At 64.9% G+C, this 18,115-nt stretch carries 18 protein-coding genes; 14 read left to right on the forward strand and 4 right to left on the reverse strand.

Annotated features, from left to right (window positions below):
- Positions 1–42 precede the first annotated feature (42 nt).
- From scpB to BSZ40_RS02515, 6 genes are all read left to right on the forward strand, one after another.
- Positions 43–576, forward strand: coding sequence for an SMC-Scp complex subunit ScpB (gene scpB / locus BSZ40_RS02490; RefSeq protein WP_084542587.1), 534 nt, complete (start codon positions 43–45; stop codon positions 574–576).
- Complete coding sequence (locus BSZ40_RS02495; protein ID WP_084542554.1) at positions 573–1,403, forward strand: pseudouridine synthase; 831 nt, start codon at positions 573–575, stop codon at positions 1,401–1,403. Before scpB ends, BSZ40_RS02495 begins: the two co-directional genes overlap by 4 nt.
- Positions 1,400–2,512: a prephenate dehydrogenase gene (locus tag BSZ40_RS02500; RefSeq protein ID WP_124850741.1), complete on the forward strand. Its 1,113-nt coding sequence runs from the start codon at positions 1,400–1,402 to the stop codon at positions 2,510–2,512. Before BSZ40_RS02495 ends, BSZ40_RS02500 begins: the two co-directional genes overlap by 4 nt.
- Before the next feature lie 2 nt (positions 2,513–2,514).
- Entirely contained in the window at positions 2,515–3,228 is a 714-nt protein-coding gene (cmk, locus tag BSZ40_RS02505) for a (d)CMP kinase (RefSeq protein ID WP_073822999.1), read from the forward strand.
- Positions 3,229–3,240: 12 nt separating this feature from the next.
- Entirely contained in the window at positions 3,241–4,755 is a 1,515-nt protein-coding gene (der, locus tag BSZ40_RS02510; protein ID WP_084542555.1) for a ribosome biogenesis GTPase Der, read from the forward strand.
- A gap of 69 nt (positions 4,756–4,824) precedes the next feature.
- Positions 4,825–5,730, forward strand: a complete 906-nt coding sequence (locus BSZ40_RS02515) for an aldo/keto reductase (protein WP_073823001.1) — start codon at positions 4,825–4,827, stop codon at positions 5,728–5,730.
- A gap of 8 nt (positions 5,731–5,738) precedes the next feature.
- Here the strand turns inward: BSZ40_RS02515 and BSZ40_RS02520 are convergent, their stop codons facing one another.
- From BSZ40_RS02520 to BSZ40_RS02535, 4 genes are read right to left on the reverse strand one after another with little or no spacing between them, the layout of a single operon-like run.
- The gene (locus BSZ40_RS02520; protein ID WP_073823003.1) at positions 5,739–8,069 is read right to left on the reverse strand and encodes a glycoside hydrolase family 31 protein; all 2,331 of its coding nucleotides are present in this window, start codon (positions 8,067–8,069) and stop codon (positions 5,739–5,741) included.
- 4 nt (positions 8,070–8,073) lie between these two features.
- On the reverse strand, positions 8,074–8,904 hold the full coding sequence (locus BSZ40_RS02525) for a carbohydrate ABC transporter permease (protein ID WP_245793776.1): 831 nt from the start codon (positions 8,902–8,904) through the stop codon (positions 8,074–8,076).
- The gene (locus BSZ40_RS02530; RefSeq protein ID WP_073823007.1) at positions 8,901–9,851 is read right to left on the reverse strand and encodes a carbohydrate ABC transporter permease; all 951 of its coding nucleotides are present in this window, start codon (positions 9,849–9,851) and stop codon (positions 8,901–8,903) included. Before BSZ40_RS02530 ends, BSZ40_RS02525 begins: the two co-directional genes overlap by 4 nt.
- A 40-nt stretch (positions 9,852–9,891) precedes the next feature.
- Positions 9,892–11,283, reverse strand: coding sequence for an extracellular solute-binding protein (locus tag BSZ40_RS02535; RefSeq protein ID WP_073823009.1), 1,392 nt, complete (start codon positions 11,281–11,283; stop codon positions 9,892–9,894).
- A gap of 160 nt (positions 11,284–11,443) precedes the next feature.
- Here BSZ40_RS02535 and BSZ40_RS02540 point away from each other — a divergent pair, with 160 nt between their 5' ends.
- The 8 genes from BSZ40_RS02540 to BSZ40_RS02575 all read left to right on the forward strand — a co-directional run bounded on the left by BSZ40_RS02540 (position 11,444) and on the right by BSZ40_RS02575 (position 18,103).
- Complete coding sequence (locus tag BSZ40_RS02540; protein ID WP_073823011.1) at positions 11,444–12,466, forward strand: LacI family DNA-binding transcriptional regulator; 1,023 nt, start codon at positions 11,444–11,446, stop codon at positions 12,464–12,466.
- 305 nt (positions 12,467–12,771) lie between these two features.
- Positions 12,772–13,815 (forward strand): NAD(P)-dependent alcohol dehydrogenase, encoded by a 1,044-nt coding sequence (locus BSZ40_RS02545; RefSeq protein ID WP_073823013.1) that lies wholly within the window; start codon positions 12,772–12,774, stop codon positions 13,813–13,815.
- 117 nt (positions 13,816–13,932) lie between these two features.
- On the forward strand, positions 13,933–14,421 hold the full coding sequence (locus BSZ40_RS02550) for a hypothetical protein (protein WP_143180856.1): 489 nt from the start codon (positions 13,933–13,935) through the stop codon (positions 14,419–14,421).
- Positions 14,422–14,509: 88 nt separating this feature from the next.
- Positions 14,510–15,001, forward strand: coding sequence for a DUF308 domain-containing protein (locus tag BSZ40_RS02555; RefSeq protein ID WP_124850759.1), 492 nt, complete (start codon positions 14,510–14,512; stop codon positions 14,999–15,001).
- 84 nt (positions 15,002–15,085) lie between these two features.
- Positions 15,086–15,898 (forward strand): ABC transporter ATP-binding protein, encoded by an 813-nt coding sequence (locus BSZ40_RS02560; RefSeq protein WP_073823019.1) that lies wholly within the window; start codon positions 15,086–15,088, stop codon positions 15,896–15,898.
- A complete protein-coding gene (locus BSZ40_RS02565) occupies positions 15,895–16,536 on the forward strand; it encodes an ABC transporter permease (protein ID WP_073823021.1) in 642 nt (213 codons plus the stop codon). Before BSZ40_RS02560 ends, BSZ40_RS02565 begins: the two co-directional genes overlap by 4 nt.
- Positions 16,533–17,213: an ABC transporter permease gene (locus BSZ40_RS02570; protein ID WP_073823023.1), complete on the forward strand. Its 681-nt coding sequence runs from the start codon at positions 16,533–16,535 to the stop codon at positions 17,211–17,213. Before BSZ40_RS02565 ends, BSZ40_RS02570 begins: the two co-directional genes overlap by 4 nt.
- Positions 17,214–17,215: 2 nt before the next feature.
- Positions 17,216–18,103 carry an ABC transporter substrate-binding protein gene (locus tag BSZ40_RS02575; RefSeq protein ID WP_073823025.1) on the forward strand — a complete coding sequence of 296 codons (888 nt, stop codon included), beginning with the start codon at positions 17,216–17,218 and terminating at the stop codon, positions 18,101–18,103.
- Positions 18,104–18,115: the final 12 nt, after the last annotated feature.

Below are 18,115 nucleotides of genomic sequence, written 5' to 3' on the forward strand. Positions count from 1 at the left end.
GAAGTAGACGCGCAGCTGGCGGCTGGACTAGAGGCCATCCTCATGGTGGTAGACGAACCAGTGCCCGCCGCCGCCCTGGCAGAGGCCTGCGGCCGGACAACAACCGAGGTAGAAGAAACCCTGGGAGAACTGCAAGCCGAGTACGCGGGCCACCGCGGGACCCGGCCCCGCGGCTTTGCGTTGCGACAGGTAGCGGGAGGCTGGCGCATCTACTCCGCCAGCACCTACCACGAGCTGGTGGCCACATTCGTCGTGGCGGGGCGCACCGCCCGCCTCACCCAAGCCGCATTAGAGACCCTGGCCGTTATCGCCTACAAACAACCCGTCACCCGCAGCCGAGTAGCGGCCATCCGGGGGGTGAATGTAGATTCGGTCGTCCGCACCCTGCAGACCCGCGGTCTGATCGAGGAGGCAGGCGTCGGACCGTCAGGCGCGACACTGTACGTGACTACCCCCGCTTTCCTGGAGAGAATGGGGCTGACGGACTTATCGGAACTGGCGCCACTGGCCCCCTACCTGCCAGGGAGCGACGAGCTGGGCCAAATCGAACAAGATATGGAAGGACGGCGGCTATGAGCGACTACTACGCCCGGGCAGCCCGCACCGGCGATGGCGGCGTACAAAAACCTCGACGACGGCCCCGCCCGGCCGCGCCCAGCGCCCCCGCCGCCGTGCATGACCCGGACGGCGAACGCCTGCAAAAAGTACTGGCGCGCGCCGGGGTCGGTTCCCGCCGCCAGTGCGAAACCCTGATAACCGCCGGGCGCGTGCAGGTCGACGGTCAGGTGGTGCGCGAACTCGGGGTGCGGGTGCGCCCCGGCGCCAAGATCCACGTTGACGGTATGCCCGTGCAGACAGACATGGGCAAGCTGACAATGGCCTTCAACAAGCCCACCGGCGTGGTCTCTACCATGTCCGACCCACAGGGCCGAATCTGCTTGGGGGAGTGGTTTGAGGACCACAAGGAACGCCTCTTCCATGTCGGCCGCCTCGACACCGACACCGAGGGACTCATCTTGGTGACCAACGACGGCGAGCTCGCCCACCGGCTGGCCCACCCGTCCTACGAGATCCGCAAAACCTACATCGCCACCGTCGAGGGCACCGTCAAACCCGGCCTAGTCAAACGGCTAGAAGGCGGCGTGGAGCTAGAAGACGGGCTGGTCGTCTGCGACCGCGCCACCATTAAAGCCTCCACCCCCTACGGATCGATCGTGGAAGTGGTGCTGCACGAGGGCCGCAACCGCATCGTGCGGCGCCTCCTGGCGGAATGCGGGCACCCCGTGACACGCCTGGTGCGCACCCGCGTCGGCCCGATCACTCTCGGTGACCTGCGCCCCGGCCGCCACCGCGTCATCTCCGGCCCAGAGCTATCCAGCCTCATGAAGGCCGTGGACTTGTGACCGCTCGCCTCACCAGCGGGCCGGTGCTGATCATCGGCACGGGGCTGCTCGGCACCTCCGTAGGCCTTGCCCTGCAACCGGAAGTGCCTGTCCAACTGCGGGACATCTCGCCTGCCGGGGCAGCCCTCGCCCGCGACCTAGGGGCCGGCTCCCTCGCCAGCCCGCACGCTCCGCCTCCCCACCTCGTGGTGGTGGCCACCCCACCAGACGTCACGGGCGCGGTGGTAGTGGCCGCGCTGGCAGAATTTCCCACCGCCATCATCACCGACGTGGCCAGCGTAAAACACGACATCGTCACAGAGGTGCTCACCCGCGCCCCTGCCCACGCCCACCGGTACGTCGGTTCGCACCCGATGGCGGGGCGCGAACGTGCGGGGGCGGTGGGTGCCGACGCGGCGCTGTTCGTCGGCCGCCCGTGGGTGGTGGTGCCGCACCCCGCCTCCAGCGATACGGCCATCAACGCCGTCCGCGCGCTCGCGGTAGACGTGGGGGCTATTTTGCATGTGCTGCCCGCCGCCGAGCATGACGCTGCGGTCGCCGTCATCTCCCACGTGCCGCAGGTGATCTCGTCGCTGCTGGCCGCCCGCCTGGCGCATGCCGAACCGGCGGCGTTGGCATTGGCGGGACAGGGGCTGCGGGACACCACCCGCATTGCTGCCTCCGATCCGCGCCTGTGGACCGCCATCTTGGCCCTCAACAGCCGCGAGGTTAGCCACGTGCTGCGCGAGTTGCAGGCAGATCTCGACACCCTGGTGCGGGCGTTGGCGGCCGCTGCTGCTACCAGTCCGGCCTCTCCCGGTACCCACGGGGCGATCAATGCTGTCCTTGCGGCAGGCAATCTGGGCGTGGCCCGCATTCCGGGCAAGCACGGGGGCGGCCGCACGCACTACGGCAAACTCACTGTGCTGGTGCCGGACCAGCCCGGGCAGTTGGGGCGGCTGTTTTCTGACGCTGGGCAGGCAGGAATATCGATCGAGGATGTTCAGCTTGAGCACGCCAGCGGCAAGTCGATGGGGCTGGTGTTGCTGAGCGTGCTGCCCGCCCAGGTGGAGCCGTTGGCGGCGGCCCTGACCGAGCGTGGTTGGCAGATCTTAGAAACGGAGGTTTGAGCGTGGCAGGTCCACTCGTAGCCATTGATGGCCCGTCGGGGTCCGGTAAGTCCACTGCGGCCCGCGGGCTGGCTCGATACTTGGGCGCCCAGTACCTCGACACTGGGGCCATGTACCGGGCGGCGGCCTGGTGGTGTCAGCGGCAGGGCATCGCCCTGGATGATGCGGCGGCAGTCGCCGCGGCGGTGGCCGAGTTGCCGCTGGTGATGGGCACCGACCCGGCGGCGCCACGCGTTACCTGCGCGGGGCAGGACATCACCGAGATCATTCGGTCGCCAGCGATCTCCACCGTCGTTTCGCAGGTGGCGACGAACCTGGAGGTCCGCCGACTGCTACGCCTCCGCCAGCAAGAGTTGATAGCCGCCGCGGTGACAAGCGGGGAGGGCATAGTCGCCGAAGGGCGGGACATCACCACCGTGGTGGCGCCCTCTGCCCCTGTCCGGATCCTGCTGGTGGCCAGTGCCCAGGCACGCCTGGAGCGGCGGGCTTTGCAGGATCTGGGAGCTGCTGGCCGGGCAGAGCAAGAGCAGGTGCGTGACGCGGTCGTGCGCCGCGACGCCGACGACTCCACGGTCTCTAATTTCACGACGGCTGCCGACGGCGTGATTGAGCTGGACAATTCAACTTTTGCCCCGGCCGAGACCCTGGCGGCAATCATCGAGATCACCGTTGCCACCTACCCACACTTCGCGGACCGGCAACCGCGCCGCACCTGAGAGAATGAAGACATGACTGAGCAGCAGCTGCCCGACGAACTAGACGTTTTGGGGGCCGGGGCGGTGAGCCCCGCGCCGGACACTGCGGAAGAATCCCGCCATGCTGAGGCGCTCTTGGCCGGACTGTCCGACTTTGAGTTAGACGAAGAGGACCAAGCGCTGCTGGCAGGCGAAATCGAGCTGGCAGCCGAGGACGACTCCGCGCAGGCGCTGCCGGTGCTGGCCGTCATTGGGCGCCCCAACGTCGGCAAGTCCACGTTCGTTAACCGGGTGTTGGGGCGGCGCGAAGCCGTCGTGCAGGACACCCCGGGTGTGACCCGCGACCGCGTGTCCTATCCGGCTGAGTGGGCGGGCAAAGAGTTCACGATCGTGGACACTGGCGGCTGGGAGATCGATGTTAAAGGCTTAGACAAGTCGGTCGCCCAGCAATCGGAGCTGGCCATCGAGTTGGCGGACGCGGTGCTCTTCGTGGTTGACGCCACCGTGGGCATCACCGACGCCGACGAGCAGGTTGTCAAGCTGTTGCGCCGGGCAGGCAAACCGGTGGTGCTGGCCGCCAACAAGGTCGATTCAGCGGCCATGGAGGCGGATGCCTATGCGCTGTGGAACCTTGGACTTGGCGAACCCTATCCCGTCTCTGCGCTGCATGGACGGGGGGCAGGAGAGGTGTTAGACGCGGTAGTTGCGGTACTGCCGGAGGTCTCGGCGGTGGCCGCAGCTCGTCCCCGCGGCGGCCCACGCCGGGTGGCACTCGTGGGACGACCGAACGTTGGCAAGTCCTCCTTGCTGAACTCGTTGGCCGGTACCAACCGCGTGGTGGTCGATTCGACGGCTGGTACCACGCGGGACCCAGTCGACGAGTTGCTGGAGTTGGATGGCCGCCCGTGGCTCTTTGTGGACACTGCGGGCATTCGGCGGCGTGTGCACCAAACTTACGGGGCCGACTTTTACGCTTCCCTCCGCACGCAGGCGGCGCTGGAGAAGGCAGAGGCGGCGGTGGTTTTGCTCGATGCCTCCGAGCCGCTGACCGAGCAGGACGTGCGGGTCATCCAGCAGGCCGTGGACGCGGGGCGCGCCATCGTGGTGGTCAACAACAAGTGGGACCTTGTGGACGAGGAACGGCAGGCACTGCTCAAACGGGAACAAGAGCGGGATCTCGTGCAGTTGGAGTGGGCACCGCGCATCAATCTGGCGGCCAAGACCGGCTGGCATACCAACCGCCTGGTGCGGGCCCTGGATGCGGCCCTGGCGGGCTGGAGTACCCGGGTGCCTACCGGGCGACTGAACGCCTTCCTCGGGGAGCTGCAGGCTGCCCATCCCCACCCGGTGCGGGGCGGTAAACAGCCGCGCATCCTTTTTGCGACGCAGGCGCATGTGGCCCCGCCTCGTTTTGCCCTGTTCACCACTGGTTTCCTCGACCCGGCCTACCGCCGCTACATAGAGCGGCGCCTACGCGAGACATTCGGTTTTGTCGGCACCCCCATCACCATCTCGGTGCGGGTCCGCGAACGTCGGCGCCGCCGGTAGACACGCTCAACCAACAATGCTGCTGCCTGCCCGCCGCGCGCGGGCAGGCAGTCTGGCTATGGTGGGGCCATGACGATTGCGATTAACACGGTGGACGGGCCGCCTATTACGGCCCCCGCCGTAGTGGTGGGGTGCATGCGGCTGTCAGACGTGGCAGGCACCCGGGCGTTGTATACCGCCGCCCGCGAAGCTGGGCTCAATATGTTCGACCACGCGGATATCTACGGGGGCAATCACCGTTGCGAGTCGCTCTTTGGGGACTTGGCGCTGAGCGCGGCAGAGCGCAGCGAGATCATTTTGCAAACCAAGGTGGGAATTCGCCCGGGCTTTTACGATTCGTCGGCCGCCCATATCGAGCGTTCTGTCGAAGCTTCGCTGCGGGCGCTCGGCACCGACTACCTCGACATTCTGCTCATCCACCGGCCGGACGTGCTGACAGCTCCCGAGGAGATCCGCGCCGCCTTCGCTCGCCTGCACGCGGCAGGCAAAGTGCGCGCGTTCGGAGTTTCCAACCACAACGCCCGCCAGGTGCAGGCGCTGGGCGAGCCGTACACGAGCGTCAATCAATTGCAACTGGGACCGACCCACCCGAATGTCTACGCCCACGGCTTGACCGTCAATATGGGAGCTGAGCAGCTCTCGCCCGACCGAGATGGGGGAGTGCTGGAGCAAGCCCGCGGCGGGGAAGTGGTCTTGCAGGCCTATTCGCCGTTCCAAGGAAGTGGCGGTCCCTTCTTGCTCGACGAGCGTTACGCGGCCCTCAACGAGTGTCTGACTCGCTTGGCCGCCCGCCACGGCGTGGCCCCAGAAGCGATAGTGACCGCGTGGGTGTTGCGGCCGCCGGTGGCGGTGCAGGTGGTGTCCGGCACCACCAATCCGCACCGACTGGCCCTCTTGGCGGCGGGACAGCAGGTGGTGCTGGATCGAGCCGAGTGGTATGAGGTGTACCGCCTGGCCGGTAACCAGCTGCCATAAGGGCGCCTCTAGGTGTGGTTGGCGATCAGCTCCGTCAAGGCCCCGTGCAGGGAGGGCGGCAGAGACAAGGCCGCCAATGCGGCGACGAGGGGGGCACCGGAGAGCTGCTGCACCGCTGCCCAGGCCCGCTCCTTGCTCGTGAGCGCTATTTCGGCGGTCTCGAGCAGGGCGAAGGCGGCCCCGCGCCAGTCGGTCGGCTGCCAGGCGACCTCCGTCAGCTGCACGGTGAAGTCCGCCAGATCCACCTGTCCGAGGGGGAACCGGTAGGCCGGGGCAAGCAACTCGTCGGTCGCGGGCTGCCCACGCCAGCTGCCCGCCGCGGTTGTCGCGCGTCCACCGGTGGCGCCCACGAGTTCCAGGGTGAGGGTGCGGCGGTCGCCGCCGCTGGCCGTGAGCGTGGCGGTGGCGTCTTCCCACCGCCACGTAAAGTCGATGGTGGCGGCCACGGGGTCGGTGCCGCCGTCGTCCTCCACCAGCTGGGTGCGGCCGCTCCCGGGAAAGAGGCGCAGGGTGAGGGCCGCGGGGTGCGCGTGGGTTGCTGCGGTCGGCTCGCTGGCCAGCGGCAGGATCGTGCCTGCGGGCGCAAGCACCGGGTAGCGCTCCAGGGGGCGGTACAGCACCAGGTGCTGGTCGCCGACGTAGCGCTCCCCGGTGAAAACATCGAACCAGGTGCCTGGCGGCAACCAAGTTGCTTGCCCCACTAGGGACGTCACGGGGTCGACCGGCTGGGTCAGGGGCACTACCAGCAGCTGGCCGAACAGGTAGCTGTTGCGGTGGGTGTAGGCGTCGTCACGGTTCGCCCACCGGTGATAGACGGGGGCGATGGGCGCGCGGCCGTCGGTGTGGGCGTGCCACATGAGCGTGTACAGGTACGGGATGAGCCGGTGGCGCAGCCGCAAGAAGCGTTCCTGAATCTCTTGGTGGGGTGCTGGGAAAACCCACGGCATTTTCGCCGCGAACGGGCTGGAGGTGGAGTGCAGGCGGTTGATAGGGGAGAACACTCCCAGCTGTAGCCAACGTGTCTGGAGTTGCGCCGAGCGCTTGCCGAACATGTGTCCGCCGATGTCGTGGCTCCACCAGAAGTAGCCGACGTTGGCGGCGGTGGCAGTGAAGTAAGGCTGGAAGGCTAGCGACTGCCAGGTGATGATCGTGTCGCCGGAGAATCCGAGCGGGTAGCGGTGGCTGCCGAGGCCGGCATAGCGGGAAAAGATCAGGCCTCGGCCGCGGCGTTGACTATCGCGGTAGTGCAGATGGTTGAGCATCCACAGGGGGTCCAGACCGGGCAGGCGCGAGTGTGTGCCCTGCTGCCAGTCGAGCCACCAAAAGTCCACGCCTTCGTCCTCCAACGGCCGATGCACATCCGCGAAGTAGCTGGCCACAAAGTCGCGATCGGCAATGTCGAAGGGCACCGTATCGCCGTTTTCCACCCCGAGTTTGGCCGCCACCTGCGGATAGACCGCCTCGTGCCGCCGGATGCCGTCCGCGGGATGCACGTTGAGGCAGACGGCGAGGCCACGCGCGTGCAGAGCTGCCAGGAAGGCGGGCGGGTCGGGAAATAGTTCGCGATTCCACGTGTAGCCGGTCCAGCCGGTACCGAGAGCCGGATCAATGTCTGTCAGGTGCCAATCCATGTCCAGTACGGCCACCGACAACGGCACCTGCCGGGCGGCGAAGTCGTCCAGCAGCGCCTGGTACTCGGCGGCACTGTAGGCCCAATAGCGTGACCACCAGTTACCCAGCGTGTAGCGCGGCACGAGCGGACTGGCCCCGGTGAGCCGGAAGAAGTCCCGCAGCGCTCCCTCGTAATCCAGGCCGTATCCGAAGAAGTACAGATCCTGGCCTGGCCCGCGACGCGGGTGCGGCCAGCCGTCTATATCCAGGAGGAGGGAGGCGGAGTCATCCACCACCCCAACCCCGGCGCGGCCGACCAGCCCGGGGTCGAGGGGAATCTCACCGTCGACCATGTCCAGGGTGCGCACGGTGCCGCCCAGGTTGCTGTGCCACTGATCCACCGGTATCACCTGCCCGTAATGCCAGGTGGTACCGTGCAGGGCCCCGGCGGCGTGCCGCAGGCGAATCGTGAGCCCGGCACTGGAAAATTCGCGGCCGTCGTAGTTGATTTCCAGGTAGTCGGTGATGATGCGCAGCTGGTCCGCGCGCCTGTCAACCCGGAAGGTGGGGGCGGGAAAGTCGCGGCAGACCACCAGCTGGGTGGGCCCGTCGGCGAAGAAACCTGCCTCCTGCCACTCCAGGCGGACCAGGCGGTCCGTCAGCAACGTGATGCGCCACTGCGGGCCGCGTACTCCCGCAGCCGATACTTCCAGTTCTGTCGCGTCCATTAGTTCATCCCTTCACAGCGGCACTGGCCGCCCCGGCAACGAAGCGCCGTTGGAAGACGACGTACACCACGAGCACCGGCACCACCGAGATGGTGGTGGCGGCAAAGAGTCCTCCATAATCCGTGCCGTACTGACCGTTGAAGGTGGTGAGCCCCACCGCCAGCACCTGTTTCTCCTGACTGGTGATCATGAGGTAGGGCCACAGGTAGTCTTCCCACACCCACAGGAACTGGAATATCGCCAGGGCAGAGATCGCATTGCGGCACATGGGGGCCACTATGCGGTGGAAAATGTAGGGCTCGCTGGCCCCGTCGATGCGGGCAGCTTCCAGGATTTCGTCGGGCACCGCGGTCATCGATTGGCGCATCATGAAGATGCCGAAGCCGCTGATGGCCGCCGGAATGATGATGGAGGCGTAGGAGCCGCGCAGGCCCGCGGACTCGAACAGGGTGTAGCGGGGAATGATCACTACCGCCCAGGTGATCATCATCGTGGACAAGATGATCGCGAAGGCGGCCCCGCGTCCCCGGAATTGGTACTTGGCGAATACGAAGCCGCCGAGCAGGCTGGTGTAGATCACGATGGCGGTGATCACCACCGACAGGAATATCGAGTTGGCGAACAGTCGGAAGAACTCAAGTTTCTCCTGCACGGAGACGTAGTTGTCCAAGGTCCAGCTCTTCGGCCAGAAACTCTGCGCGGCCGCGTTTATCTCGCTGTTGGATTTAAACGACGACACCAGCATCCAGGCGAAGGGAAAGACGGTGAGCACCCCGATCGCCCCCAAGAGGGCGTGGAGCACGAGGCTCTTAGTCAGGCGCACCAATCGCATCATTGCGCTCCTCTCCACCAGCGCCCGGGGCGGGCGACGATATCCCCGTCGCGCTGCAAACGCCAAGACAGGGTAGTCAGCAGGGCGGTGAAGCACAGCAAGATCAGGGCCAGGGCAGAGGCGTACCCAAACTGGTAGTTCTCGAAGGCCTCGGAGTAGATCATGAAGGACAGTGTCTGGGTGCTGGTGCCGGGGCCGCCTTCGGTCAACACCATGATCTGAATGAAGGCCTGGAGGTAGGCAATTATCGAGGTGATCACAACGAACACCAGCATCGGCTTAAGCAGCGGCAGGATCACGTACCGAAAACGCTGCCAGCCCGTGGCGCCGTCGACGGCGGCGGCCTCCAGCACCCCCTCGTCGATCGCGTACAGGCCCGCCAAGAGCAAAATGACTGCGTAGCCGAAGTCTTTCCAGAGGGTCATCACGATGATGGCGCCCAGAGCGTAGCGGGGATCCTTCAACCAGTTGCTGTCCGTGCCGAGCACTTCGTTGATCGCCCCGAACTGGGGGTGATACATGAGGCGCCACACGTAGGCCACCGCCACTAACGGTGTGATGGTGGGCATGAAGAAGACCGCACGAAAGAAATTTTTGGCGCGCGTAGCAGGGGCGAAGAGTGCATAGGCCAGGGCCAGGCCTAGCAGCACGCGCCCGCCGATGGCCAGCACCCCAAATACCACCGTGTTGGTCAGCGAGGAGTAGAACAGCGGATCGGCAAACAGCCGGGTGTAGTTCTCCAGGCCCGCGGGGCGAAAGTCCCCGGTGAGGGGATTCCAGTGGTAGAACGAGCCGACTATCGCCATGCCGATCGGCACGAGCGTGAAGACGATGATGGCGGCCAGGATTGCCCCCACCACCAGATTGCGCAGCCGCCGTTCAGACCGAGGTCGTTTCGACGAGCGCCGCTGGCGGGCGGGGGAGTGAGCAGCGAGCGAGGGCGAGGCCATTGCGAGGGGCGGGGGGCGGCAAAGCGCCCCCGCTTCCTTTCTACTTGTTGTCGTAATGGGGATAGACGTTCTCCGAGGAAGTGAAGTTCAAGTTCGCCAAATCTTGCTTGATTCGTTCCTCGGCAGCTGCCAGGGCGTCTTTGGGAGACACGCCGTTGTACAAGATGTCCTGCCACATGGTCGAGAGCGAGTTTTCGAAGGTGGCGGGGAAGTTACCAGGCCAGATGTACCGATCGACGTCGTGGAAGGCCACGATCGCGGGGTTGGTCTGGAAGATCGGATCGTTGGCGATGGGTTTGTAGGACGGGAACACCGAGTAGGCCATCGCCAGGTCCTTCTGGGCCTGCGCGTTGGTCAAGTAGAAGAGCAGGAAGTCCTGGGCCACCGCCTGCTGCGCCGGGCTGGCGTTCTTGTTGATGCCGAAGGTCGCTTCCAGCCCGGTGCGGTCGTAAGCGTAGGGCACCTTGCCCTTTTCCGGCACGGGTGTGGGGAATGCGGACCACTTGATATCGGGGAAGTCGTTTTGCAGCTGCCCGGAAAACCAGCCCCACGCGTAGGTCATGGCCACCTGCCCCTGCCCGAAGCTATCGGTGCCGGAGGTGCCGAAGTCCTTGCTGCCCGAACCGTCGGCGTAGATTTCCAGAAAACGCTCAATGACTTTGAGGTTCGCCTCGTTGTTGATCGTGGGGGTCTGACCGTCGGCGGCGAAGAGATTCTGGCCCAACTGGTAGGCCATGCCCATCTGGAAGTTCTGCCCGCCTTCGTTGAAGCTGAAGCCCGCCTGGACGATCTTGTCGCCCTCCCGGATGGTGAGCTTCTTGGCGACCTCACGGAACTCGTCCCACGTCTGCGGAATATCCGCGTCAGTCAGGCCCGCCTTCGCCCACATGTCGGTGTTGTAGTAGATAGCGCCGGACATCAGGCCCAGGTCGAGGTAGTGCACCTGGCCGTCGATGACGTGGTAGTCGACACCGGTGTAGTCCGCGCGGGCATCGTCCAGCGGGATGTCGTACGGCGCCATGAACTGGATGAGGTTGTCGTGCTGGGAGCCGTGGACATTGAAGAGGGCGGGGCCGTTGCTGCCCTTCAGTTCGAGGGGCAGCTTGGTCCAGATGTCGTCCCACGGCTGATTGACCACCTGAATATCCACGTTGGGATGGATCTGTTGGTACTCATCAGCAATCTGCTGGAAGAGCTCGATATTGGTCCAAGCCCACCACTGCAACTGGATGGGTTCACCGTCGTTGACGAGCGTGTTGGGGTCGTACTTCAGGGTTTCGCCGACGATGGGCAGACCCTTGTCTGCCTTTTCGTCTTTCACGGCGTCGCCCACGTTGGCCGCGGACGATTGGCCGCAGCTGGCCAGCATGCTTAGGGCCGTCGCTCCTGCGAGGAGAGCCGCAAGGCGGGGCCGCCCGAGTGAAGTCGTCATTGTCTTTCCCTGTCTTGGGGCGGGTGGGGGACAGCAGTTGAGGCGGGGGCAAGTGCTATCCAACCGGCACGTTTACCGGTATACGTGTAGGTTAGATCACACAATGGGGCGCGTCAAGAGGTGGATCGCTAGGCTGCCCACCGACGAAAGGAACGAGCAGATGCCCACCCTCCAGGACGTGGCCGCGGCGGCTGGCGTCACGAAAATGACGGTCTCCAACGTGCTCAACGGCCGCGACGGCAAGGTCTCTGCCGCCACCAAGGCCCGGGTGCTGGCTGCCGTCACCCAGCTGGGCTACGTCCCTAACGCCGCCGCCCGCGCCCTGACCATGAACCGCACCAACCTCATCTCCTTCATTTATCCCCGGCAGGAGGACTCCTCCCTCACCAACGCCCACGACGCCCTCTTCATGGGCTACTTGGAGGAGGCGCTACGCCAGGCGGGCTATCTGCTGATGATTCACGCCGCCACCGATGTGCTCAGTGCCGCCACCCGCCTGCGAGCCTGGAACGTGGCGGGGGTGGTGCTGCTCGGCACCTTCCAGGACGAGGTGGCGGAGCTGCGCGCCACCCACGACGTGCCCATCGTCTTCCTGGACAACTACAGCCAGTCAGCGCAGATCTCCACCGTCACCGTCGCCGACGAGGAAGGGGGCTACCTGGCGGGGCGGCACCTGGTGGAACTCGGACACACGACACTGGCCTTTGTTGGCCCGGCCAGCGACACCGTCGGGGTGGTGGCGGCCCGGCGGCAGGGCTTCACCCGCGCCCTAACCGAAGCGGGCCTGGCGCTGGCCGAGCCCCACATCATCCACGCTGACACCGTCTTTGCCGCCGGCCTGCAGGCCGCCGACCAGCTCGCAGGCAGCGCCGTGACCGGGGTGTTTTGCACCGCCGACATCATTGCCGCCGGCCTGTTAAAAGGTTTGCAAGAACAGGGACACCAGGTCCCCAAAGATATTTCCGTTGTCGGCTTCGACGATCTGCCTCTGGCGGCCCAGTTGCTGCCCGAGCTGACCACCATCCGGCAGGACATTGCAGCTAAAGCGAACGCGGTCGTGGAACTGCTGGGCAACCAAATCGCGGCAGAATCCACTACCGCCATCCACATTCGCCTACCGGTCGAGCTGCGCATTCGCCACAGCACCCAGCCGCCGCTGGGCAGCAATGGCGGGCAAGCGTGAGTAGCCGGTCGACGCCGCAACTAGCAACGGCCGATAATCTCTCCCGCTGACATTTGGCCCCCTCTGTGCAAAATCCGCGTGCATTGCATTCCCCACTCCGACTAGTGGCGGTGCCGATAAATGCCCGCGCGGCACATCGCGCACCAACGCCATTGCACAGCGTCGCGTGCCGCCCTGTTTACGGCGTGCAGCAACTCGCAGGAGGGCACTACATAGCCGTCTAGCGGAAAGCACTGTGCCCAAACCTCGCCCCCGCAGCCAAATGGAGGCACAATAAACAATGTTGTCGAAGAAAGGACCTCCTCATGCCCGCAGTCAAGGCGTACGCGTGTGACGACGAACAGGCAGTTTTCCACCCAATAACGCTCGAGGTGCGGGAACCCGGCCCGGGAGAGATCTACTTCGAGGTCAAGTACGCGGGTATCTGCCACAGCGACATTCACACGGCGCGAGGGGAGTGGGGGCCCGCCTCCTATCCGCTCGTGCCCGGACACGAGATCGTCGGCGTGGTGGCCGCCGTCGGCGACGGCGTCACCAAGTTCAGTGTCGGGGACGCCGTCGGAGTTGGGTGCTTGGTCGGCTCGTGCCGCACCTGCGAGTTCTGCCAGGCCGACGAGGAGCAGTACTGCAATAATCCGCATGCCTATTGGACCTACGGTAAGGACGCCGACGGCGAACCCACCGCCGGCGGATATGCCCAGGGCTTCACCGTGCGGGAGGATTTTGCCCTGCGCATTCCGGAAAGGATTCCGCTGGAACAGGCTGCCCCGCTGCTGTGCGCCGGGATCACCACTTATTCGCCGCTCAAACGTTGGGGGGCGAAAGCGGGCAAGCAGGTGGCCATCGTCGGGATGGGCGGGCTTGGGCACATGGCAGTGCAGTTTGCGGTAGCGCTCGGCGCGGAGGTGTCGGTGATCTCGCAGGGACACAGCAAGGAAGAGGACGCGAAGCGTTTTGGTGCCCACCACTTCTACGCGCTGAGCGACGAGGGAGTGCTCGCTGGTCTGCAATCCCATTTCGATCTGATCATTTGCACCGTGAGCTCCAACGAGCTGGACTACAGCGGCCTGATCAAGACACTCAAGCCGTTTGGTTCGTTCGTCGATGTGGGCCTACCGCAGGAGGCCGCCACCGTGGACCTCTCACCCCTCGTGCGCGGAGGGCGGGTCGTGGCTGGTTCGCTCATCGGTGGCATTGCCGAGACGCAGCGAATGCTGGAGTTTTGTGCTGCCCACGAGATCTACCCGCAGGTTGAGATCATTGACGGGGAGCGCATCACCCAGGCCTACGACGACGTCGTCGCCTCCCGGGTCCGTTACCGCTACGTCATCGACACCTCCACCTTCTGACACCACCGACTTGTTGGGCGGATGCCGCGTCCGTGCACCCGCCCAACAAGTCGACTGCTGCCGGTAGCTGCGGGCGCTAGATTGGGACCGATACCCGCAGACAGGGAAGGAAACAGTGTGCACCGCGTAGTGAACCTGGCGGCTGGGGTAGCGTTCACCTGCTTAGGGACGGCGCTCTTCGTGTCCCGCAGTCGAGGATATGGCTGGGGCAGCGTGGGGTGGGCAATGGCGTACCTCGCCGTCGCGGTGCTGCTTGGTCTGTGGTCGGTGCGGGAAGGGCACCCAACCACCGCGTGGGGGCGTATTGCTGCTTCACTGGCCATCGGGGTGGGCATGCTGGCGGTGCCTTTCATCTCGGCCCTGCTGCTGTTTTGGGTCGTTTTGGCCTGCCTGGTGGCCGCGGGCCTCTTCCTCGCCAGCCGCCCCCCGGCCCGGCTGCAGCGACTCTCCTTGCCGCACCTGGGGGCCGTGGCACTTCTGGTGGCGGTGGCGGTGGCGTTTTTCTTCCACCCCTACCTGGTGGCCTGGCCGCTCAGCAAGCTGCTGGCCGTGGCCGGAATCGTCAACGGGCTGGCCTACGCGCGCAGCAGCTTTGCCCGCCGGTGAACCACCGCCCGCCCGTGACACTTTACGATCAGTTAGTTATCTGTTTTGCCTGACCCGCGCACCGAGAAGGGGCCCCTCCATGTTGAAAATGACCAATCTAGCCGCTGGCATCGTCTTTGTTGCCTTCGGCATCTACCTATGGTTCACCGCCACCTCTAGCCTGCTGAACAACTCTTTTGCCTACGGCATCGGTTATCTGCTGGTGGCCATCGCCCTCCTGGCTTGGTACGTGAGCCAAAAACTGGAGCCTGCCCCGTGGAGCGCGCTGATCATCTCCCTGGTGATTGGGGCGTTGCTGTTGGCGCTACCGCACATCTCCAACTACGTGTTGATCTGGGTCTTCCTGCTGGCCTTTTTGGCCTCAGCCGGTTACTACCTCTGGCTGGCCACCCGCTCGCAAAGCAAGTTTCAGGTCATTCAGGTGGCCATTGCCGTCCTCGCTGTCGCCTACGGCATCTACATGCTTTTCGATCACGCTGCCGCGGCGTACGCCCTGACCAAGATCATTGCTGCGTTCGTTGTTTTCAACGGGGTATCCTACCTCTCTGCCGTCCTGCAACCCGCGTCGCGCGACGCCTAAGTCCGGGGAGTCATCAGGTTCGGGGAATAGCCTGCTCGTAGGTGACGTTATCGCCGTGTACTGTTGCCCAGGTTAGGTTCCCGCATGATCGAGTTCGAATCAGTAGCCAAGACATACCCCGACGGGACAGTGGCAGTCGAGAATTTCTCGCTTCAGGTCCCCACGGGACGGGCGGTGGCTCTGCTCGGTTCCTCCGGTTCGGGCAAGACGACCCTGCTCCGGATGGTCAACCGGATGGTGGAACCGAGCGCCGGACGCGTTCTCATTGATGGTGAGGATGTAGCGGAGCGCGATCCGGTGCAACTGCGACGCTCTATCGGTTACGTGTTACAGGCCGGGGGGCTAATGCCCCACCGGACAGTGCTCGACAACATTGCCACTGTCCCTCGGCTCATTGGCACGGCCAAACGGGCTGCTTACGACCGCGCCCGCGAGCTCCTGGAGCGGCTCGGGTTGGACGCGAGCCTGGGCCACCGATACCCCGCCCAATTGTCTGGCGGACAGGCCCAACGGGTCGGAGTCGCCCGCGCGCTGGCTGCCGATCCGGCGATCCTGCTCATGGACGAACCGTTCGGCGCGGTGGACCCAATCGTGCGCGGGGAGCTGCAGGACGAGGTGTGTCGGCTACAAGCCGAGCTCGGCAAGACCATCCTGTTGGTGACCCACGACGTGGACGAGGCCTTTCGTCTTGGCGACGAAGTGGTGGTGCTGCGGGAAGGGGCTGAGATTGCCCAGCAGGGAACAGCTGCCGAAATCCTTGCCCACCCCCGTTCCGACTTCGTGCGGGACTTTGTAGGCGCGGACCGGGCCGATAGGCGCCTGACCGCGCGTCAGCTTGGTGGCCGGACCGTGGTCGTCGACGACGCCGGTCGCCCCGTCGGAGTAGTAGCGCAGTGAGCTGGTTGAGCGCCAACTGGCAGATGGTGTGCGATTACGCGCTCGCCCACCTGGCATTGGCAATTCCAGCGATTTTGTGCAGTGTGCTGGTGGCGGTCCCCATCGGGCGCCTGGCGCACCGGCATCCGCGTTGGGGAAAACCGATCTTGTCGGCAGCGTCCTTACTCTACGCCGTGCCAGCGTTGCCGCTGCTGGTGATCATTCCGGCACTGGCAGGTACCCGTTTACGTTCCAATGCCACAATGATTATTGCCCTGACGGTATACGGGGTGGCCCTGCTGGTGCGGACGGCCGCCGATGCGTTCGCGGCAGTGGACCGCCGTACCCACGACGCCGCTATCGCCGTCGGTAACTCCCCGCGCAGCGTGTTTTGGCGCGTCGACCTGCCGCTGGCGGCCCCCGTGCTCCTGGCGGGGGTGCGGGTGGTGACCGTGTCGACGATCGGTTTGGCCAGCATCGGGGCTTTGGTGGGCATCCCTAGTCTCGGTTCCTTACTGACGGACGGACTCCAGCGGCGCCTGACGCTGGAGATTTGCACCGGAATTGTGGGAACGGTGGCACTGGCCATCTTGCTCGATGTCCTGTTGGTGATCGGTGGCCGCCTGGCGTTGCCCTGGACGAGAAAGGCCCACCCATGAGCCTGCTGCTGGCGGCCTGGCAATGGCTGATAGACCCCGCCCACTGGAGCGGTCCCGGGGCAATACCGGCCCGCGTACTGGAACACCTCTGGGTGAGCCTGCTCGCGGTGGGCGTGGCCAGCGCAATCGCCTGGCCGGTGGGGGTGGCGGTCGGACATACCCGCCGCGGCACCCAGCTGGTGGGGGCCCTAACGGGGGCTGCCCGGGCTGTGCCTACCCTCGGGGTGCTCACCCTGTTTGCGCTCGCGCTAGGGATAGGCATCCAAGCGCCCGTATGGGCACTGGTGGTGCTCGCGGTTCCGTCGCTGTTAGCGGGGGCGTATTCGGGTATTCAGGCGATCGAACCACAAATCCCGCTGGCGGCCCAGGCCGTCGGAATGAACCGCTGGCAGGTGATATGGCATGTAGAGCTTCCCTTGGGCTTGCCGGTATTGCTGGGTGGGCTCCGCTCGGCCCTCCTGCAGGTCATCTCTACGGCCACGCTCGCGGCCTACACCGCCGACATCGGGTTGGGGCGTTACGTGTTCGCGGGCCTGAAATCTCGTGACTACCCGCAGATGCTCGCCGGTGCCCTGCTAGTGACCACGTTGGCTTTACTTGCCGAATTGACCCTGGCCAAGCTACAAAAAATCGCCACGTCCCGCGCTTATCCGCAGCCCCCTATAGCAAGGAGGTAGAGATGAAACGCCAGTTGCTAACCGTAATGTTCGCGGTGTCCTGTCTGGGCGCCTGCGGCACCGCCGAGTCAGCATTCGGTCCAACCTCGAGCGACACGATAGTCGTTGGCTCACAGGACTATTACTCTAACGAGATAATCGCGGAACTATACGCCCAGACGCTGGAAGCGCAAGGGTTCGAGGTTGAGCGGGAGTTTCGGATCGGCCAGCGCGAAGTGTATTTGCCGGAGATTACCGCCGGACACATCAGTGTGTTTCCGGAATACTCAGGAAACTTGCTGCAGTATTGGCAGCCGGAGACCAGTGCCCGTACGCCGCAGGAGGTACATGCGGCCTTGCAGCAGGCCACCCCAGACGGCTTGGAGGTGCTTGACGCGGCCCCAGCCAGTGACCAGGACTCCTACACCGTTACCCGAGAATTTGCCGAGAAATGGCAGCTGCGAAGCATTGCTGACCTGCGCAAAGTAACCGTGCCGTTGACTCTGGGCGCGAACTCCGAGGCAGAGACCCGTCCCTATGGCCCGCGCGGCATCAAGGACGCTTACGATCTGGACATCGCCTTTACTCCCATTGAGGATTCCGGCGGCCCGTTGACGATCAAAGCACTAGTGGAGGGGCAGATTCAGATTGCCAATATCTACACCGCGGATCCCGCGGTAGACGAAAACAACCTGGTGGCGCTCGAAGATACGCAAGGGGTATTTCTCTCATCCCAGGTCGTCCCGGTAGTCAGTGCCAGCCTGCCGCCGCAAGCGGCTGAGGCGCTGAACAAGCTCAGCGCGCAACTGACGACCGCTGAGCTGCGGGAGTTGAATGCCCGTAGCGTGACCCAGGGCCTACCCGCCGCGACCATCGCGCGGGAGTGGTTGGCCGCACACCCGTTGCCGTAACCAGCGAAAGAG

It is taken from the genome of Buchananella hordeovulneris (assembly GCF_001907235.1).
Classification (GTDB): Bacteria; Actinomycetota; Actinomycetes; order Actinomycetales; family Actinomycetaceae; genus Buchananella; species Buchananella hordeovulneris.

What these genes read in the sequence shown, in the direction of transcription:
- scpB (WP_084542587.1), top strand. Translation starts at nt 43, where the DNA reads ATGGTGGTAGACGAACCAGTGCCCGCCGCCGCCCTGGCAGAGGCCTGC.
- BSZ40_RS02495 (WP_084542554.1), top strand. Translation starts at nt 573, where the DNA reads ATGAGCGACTACTACGCCCGGGCAGCCCGCACCGGCGATGGCGGCGTA.
- der (WP_084542555.1), top strand. Translation starts at nt 3,241, where the DNA reads ATGACTGAGCAGCAGCTGCCCGACGAACTAGACGTTTTGGGGGCCGGG.
- BSZ40_RS02515 (WP_073823001.1), top strand. Translation starts at nt 4,825, where the DNA reads ATGACGATTGCGATTAACACGGTGGACGGGCCGCCTATTACGGCCCCC.
- BSZ40_RS02520 (WP_073823003.1), bottom strand. Translation starts at nt 8,069, where the DNA reads ATGGACGCGACAGAACTGGAAGTATCGGCTGCGGGAGTACGCGGCCCG.
- BSZ40_RS02525 (WP_245793776.1), bottom strand. Translation starts at nt 8,904, where the DNA reads ATGATGCGATTGGTGCGCCTGACTAAGAGCCTCGTGCTCCACGCCCTC.
- BSZ40_RS02530 (WP_073823007.1), bottom strand. Translation starts at nt 9,851, where the DNA reads ATGGCCTCGCCCTCGCTCGCTGCTCACTCCCCCGCCCGCCAGCGGCGC.
- BSZ40_RS02535 (WP_073823009.1), bottom strand. Translation starts at nt 11,283, where the DNA reads ATGACGACTTCACTCGGGCGGCCCCGCCTTGCGGCTCTCCTCGCAGGA.
- BSZ40_RS02540 (WP_073823011.1), top strand. Translation starts at nt 11,444, where the DNA reads ATGCCCACCCTCCAGGACGTGGCCGCGGCGGCTGGCGTCACGAAAATG.
- BSZ40_RS02545 (WP_073823013.1), top strand. Translation starts at nt 12,772, where the DNA reads ATGCCCGCAGTCAAGGCGTACGCGTGTGACGACGAACAGGCAGTTTTC.
- BSZ40_RS02555 (WP_124850759.1), top strand. Translation starts at nt 14,510, where the DNA reads ATGACCAATCTAGCCGCTGGCATCGTCTTTGTTGCCTTCGGCATCTAC.
- BSZ40_RS02560 (WP_073823019.1), top strand. Translation starts at nt 15,086, where the DNA reads ATGATCGAGTTCGAATCAGTAGCCAAGACATACCCCGACGGGACAGTG.
- BSZ40_RS02570 (WP_073823023.1), top strand. Translation starts at nt 16,533, where the DNA reads ATGAGCCTGCTGCTGGCGGCCTGGCAATGGCTGATAGACCCCGCCCAC.
- BSZ40_RS02575 (WP_073823025.1), top strand. Translation starts at nt 17,216, where the DNA reads ATGAAACGCCAGTTGCTAACCGTAATGTTCGCGGTGTCCTGTCTGGGC.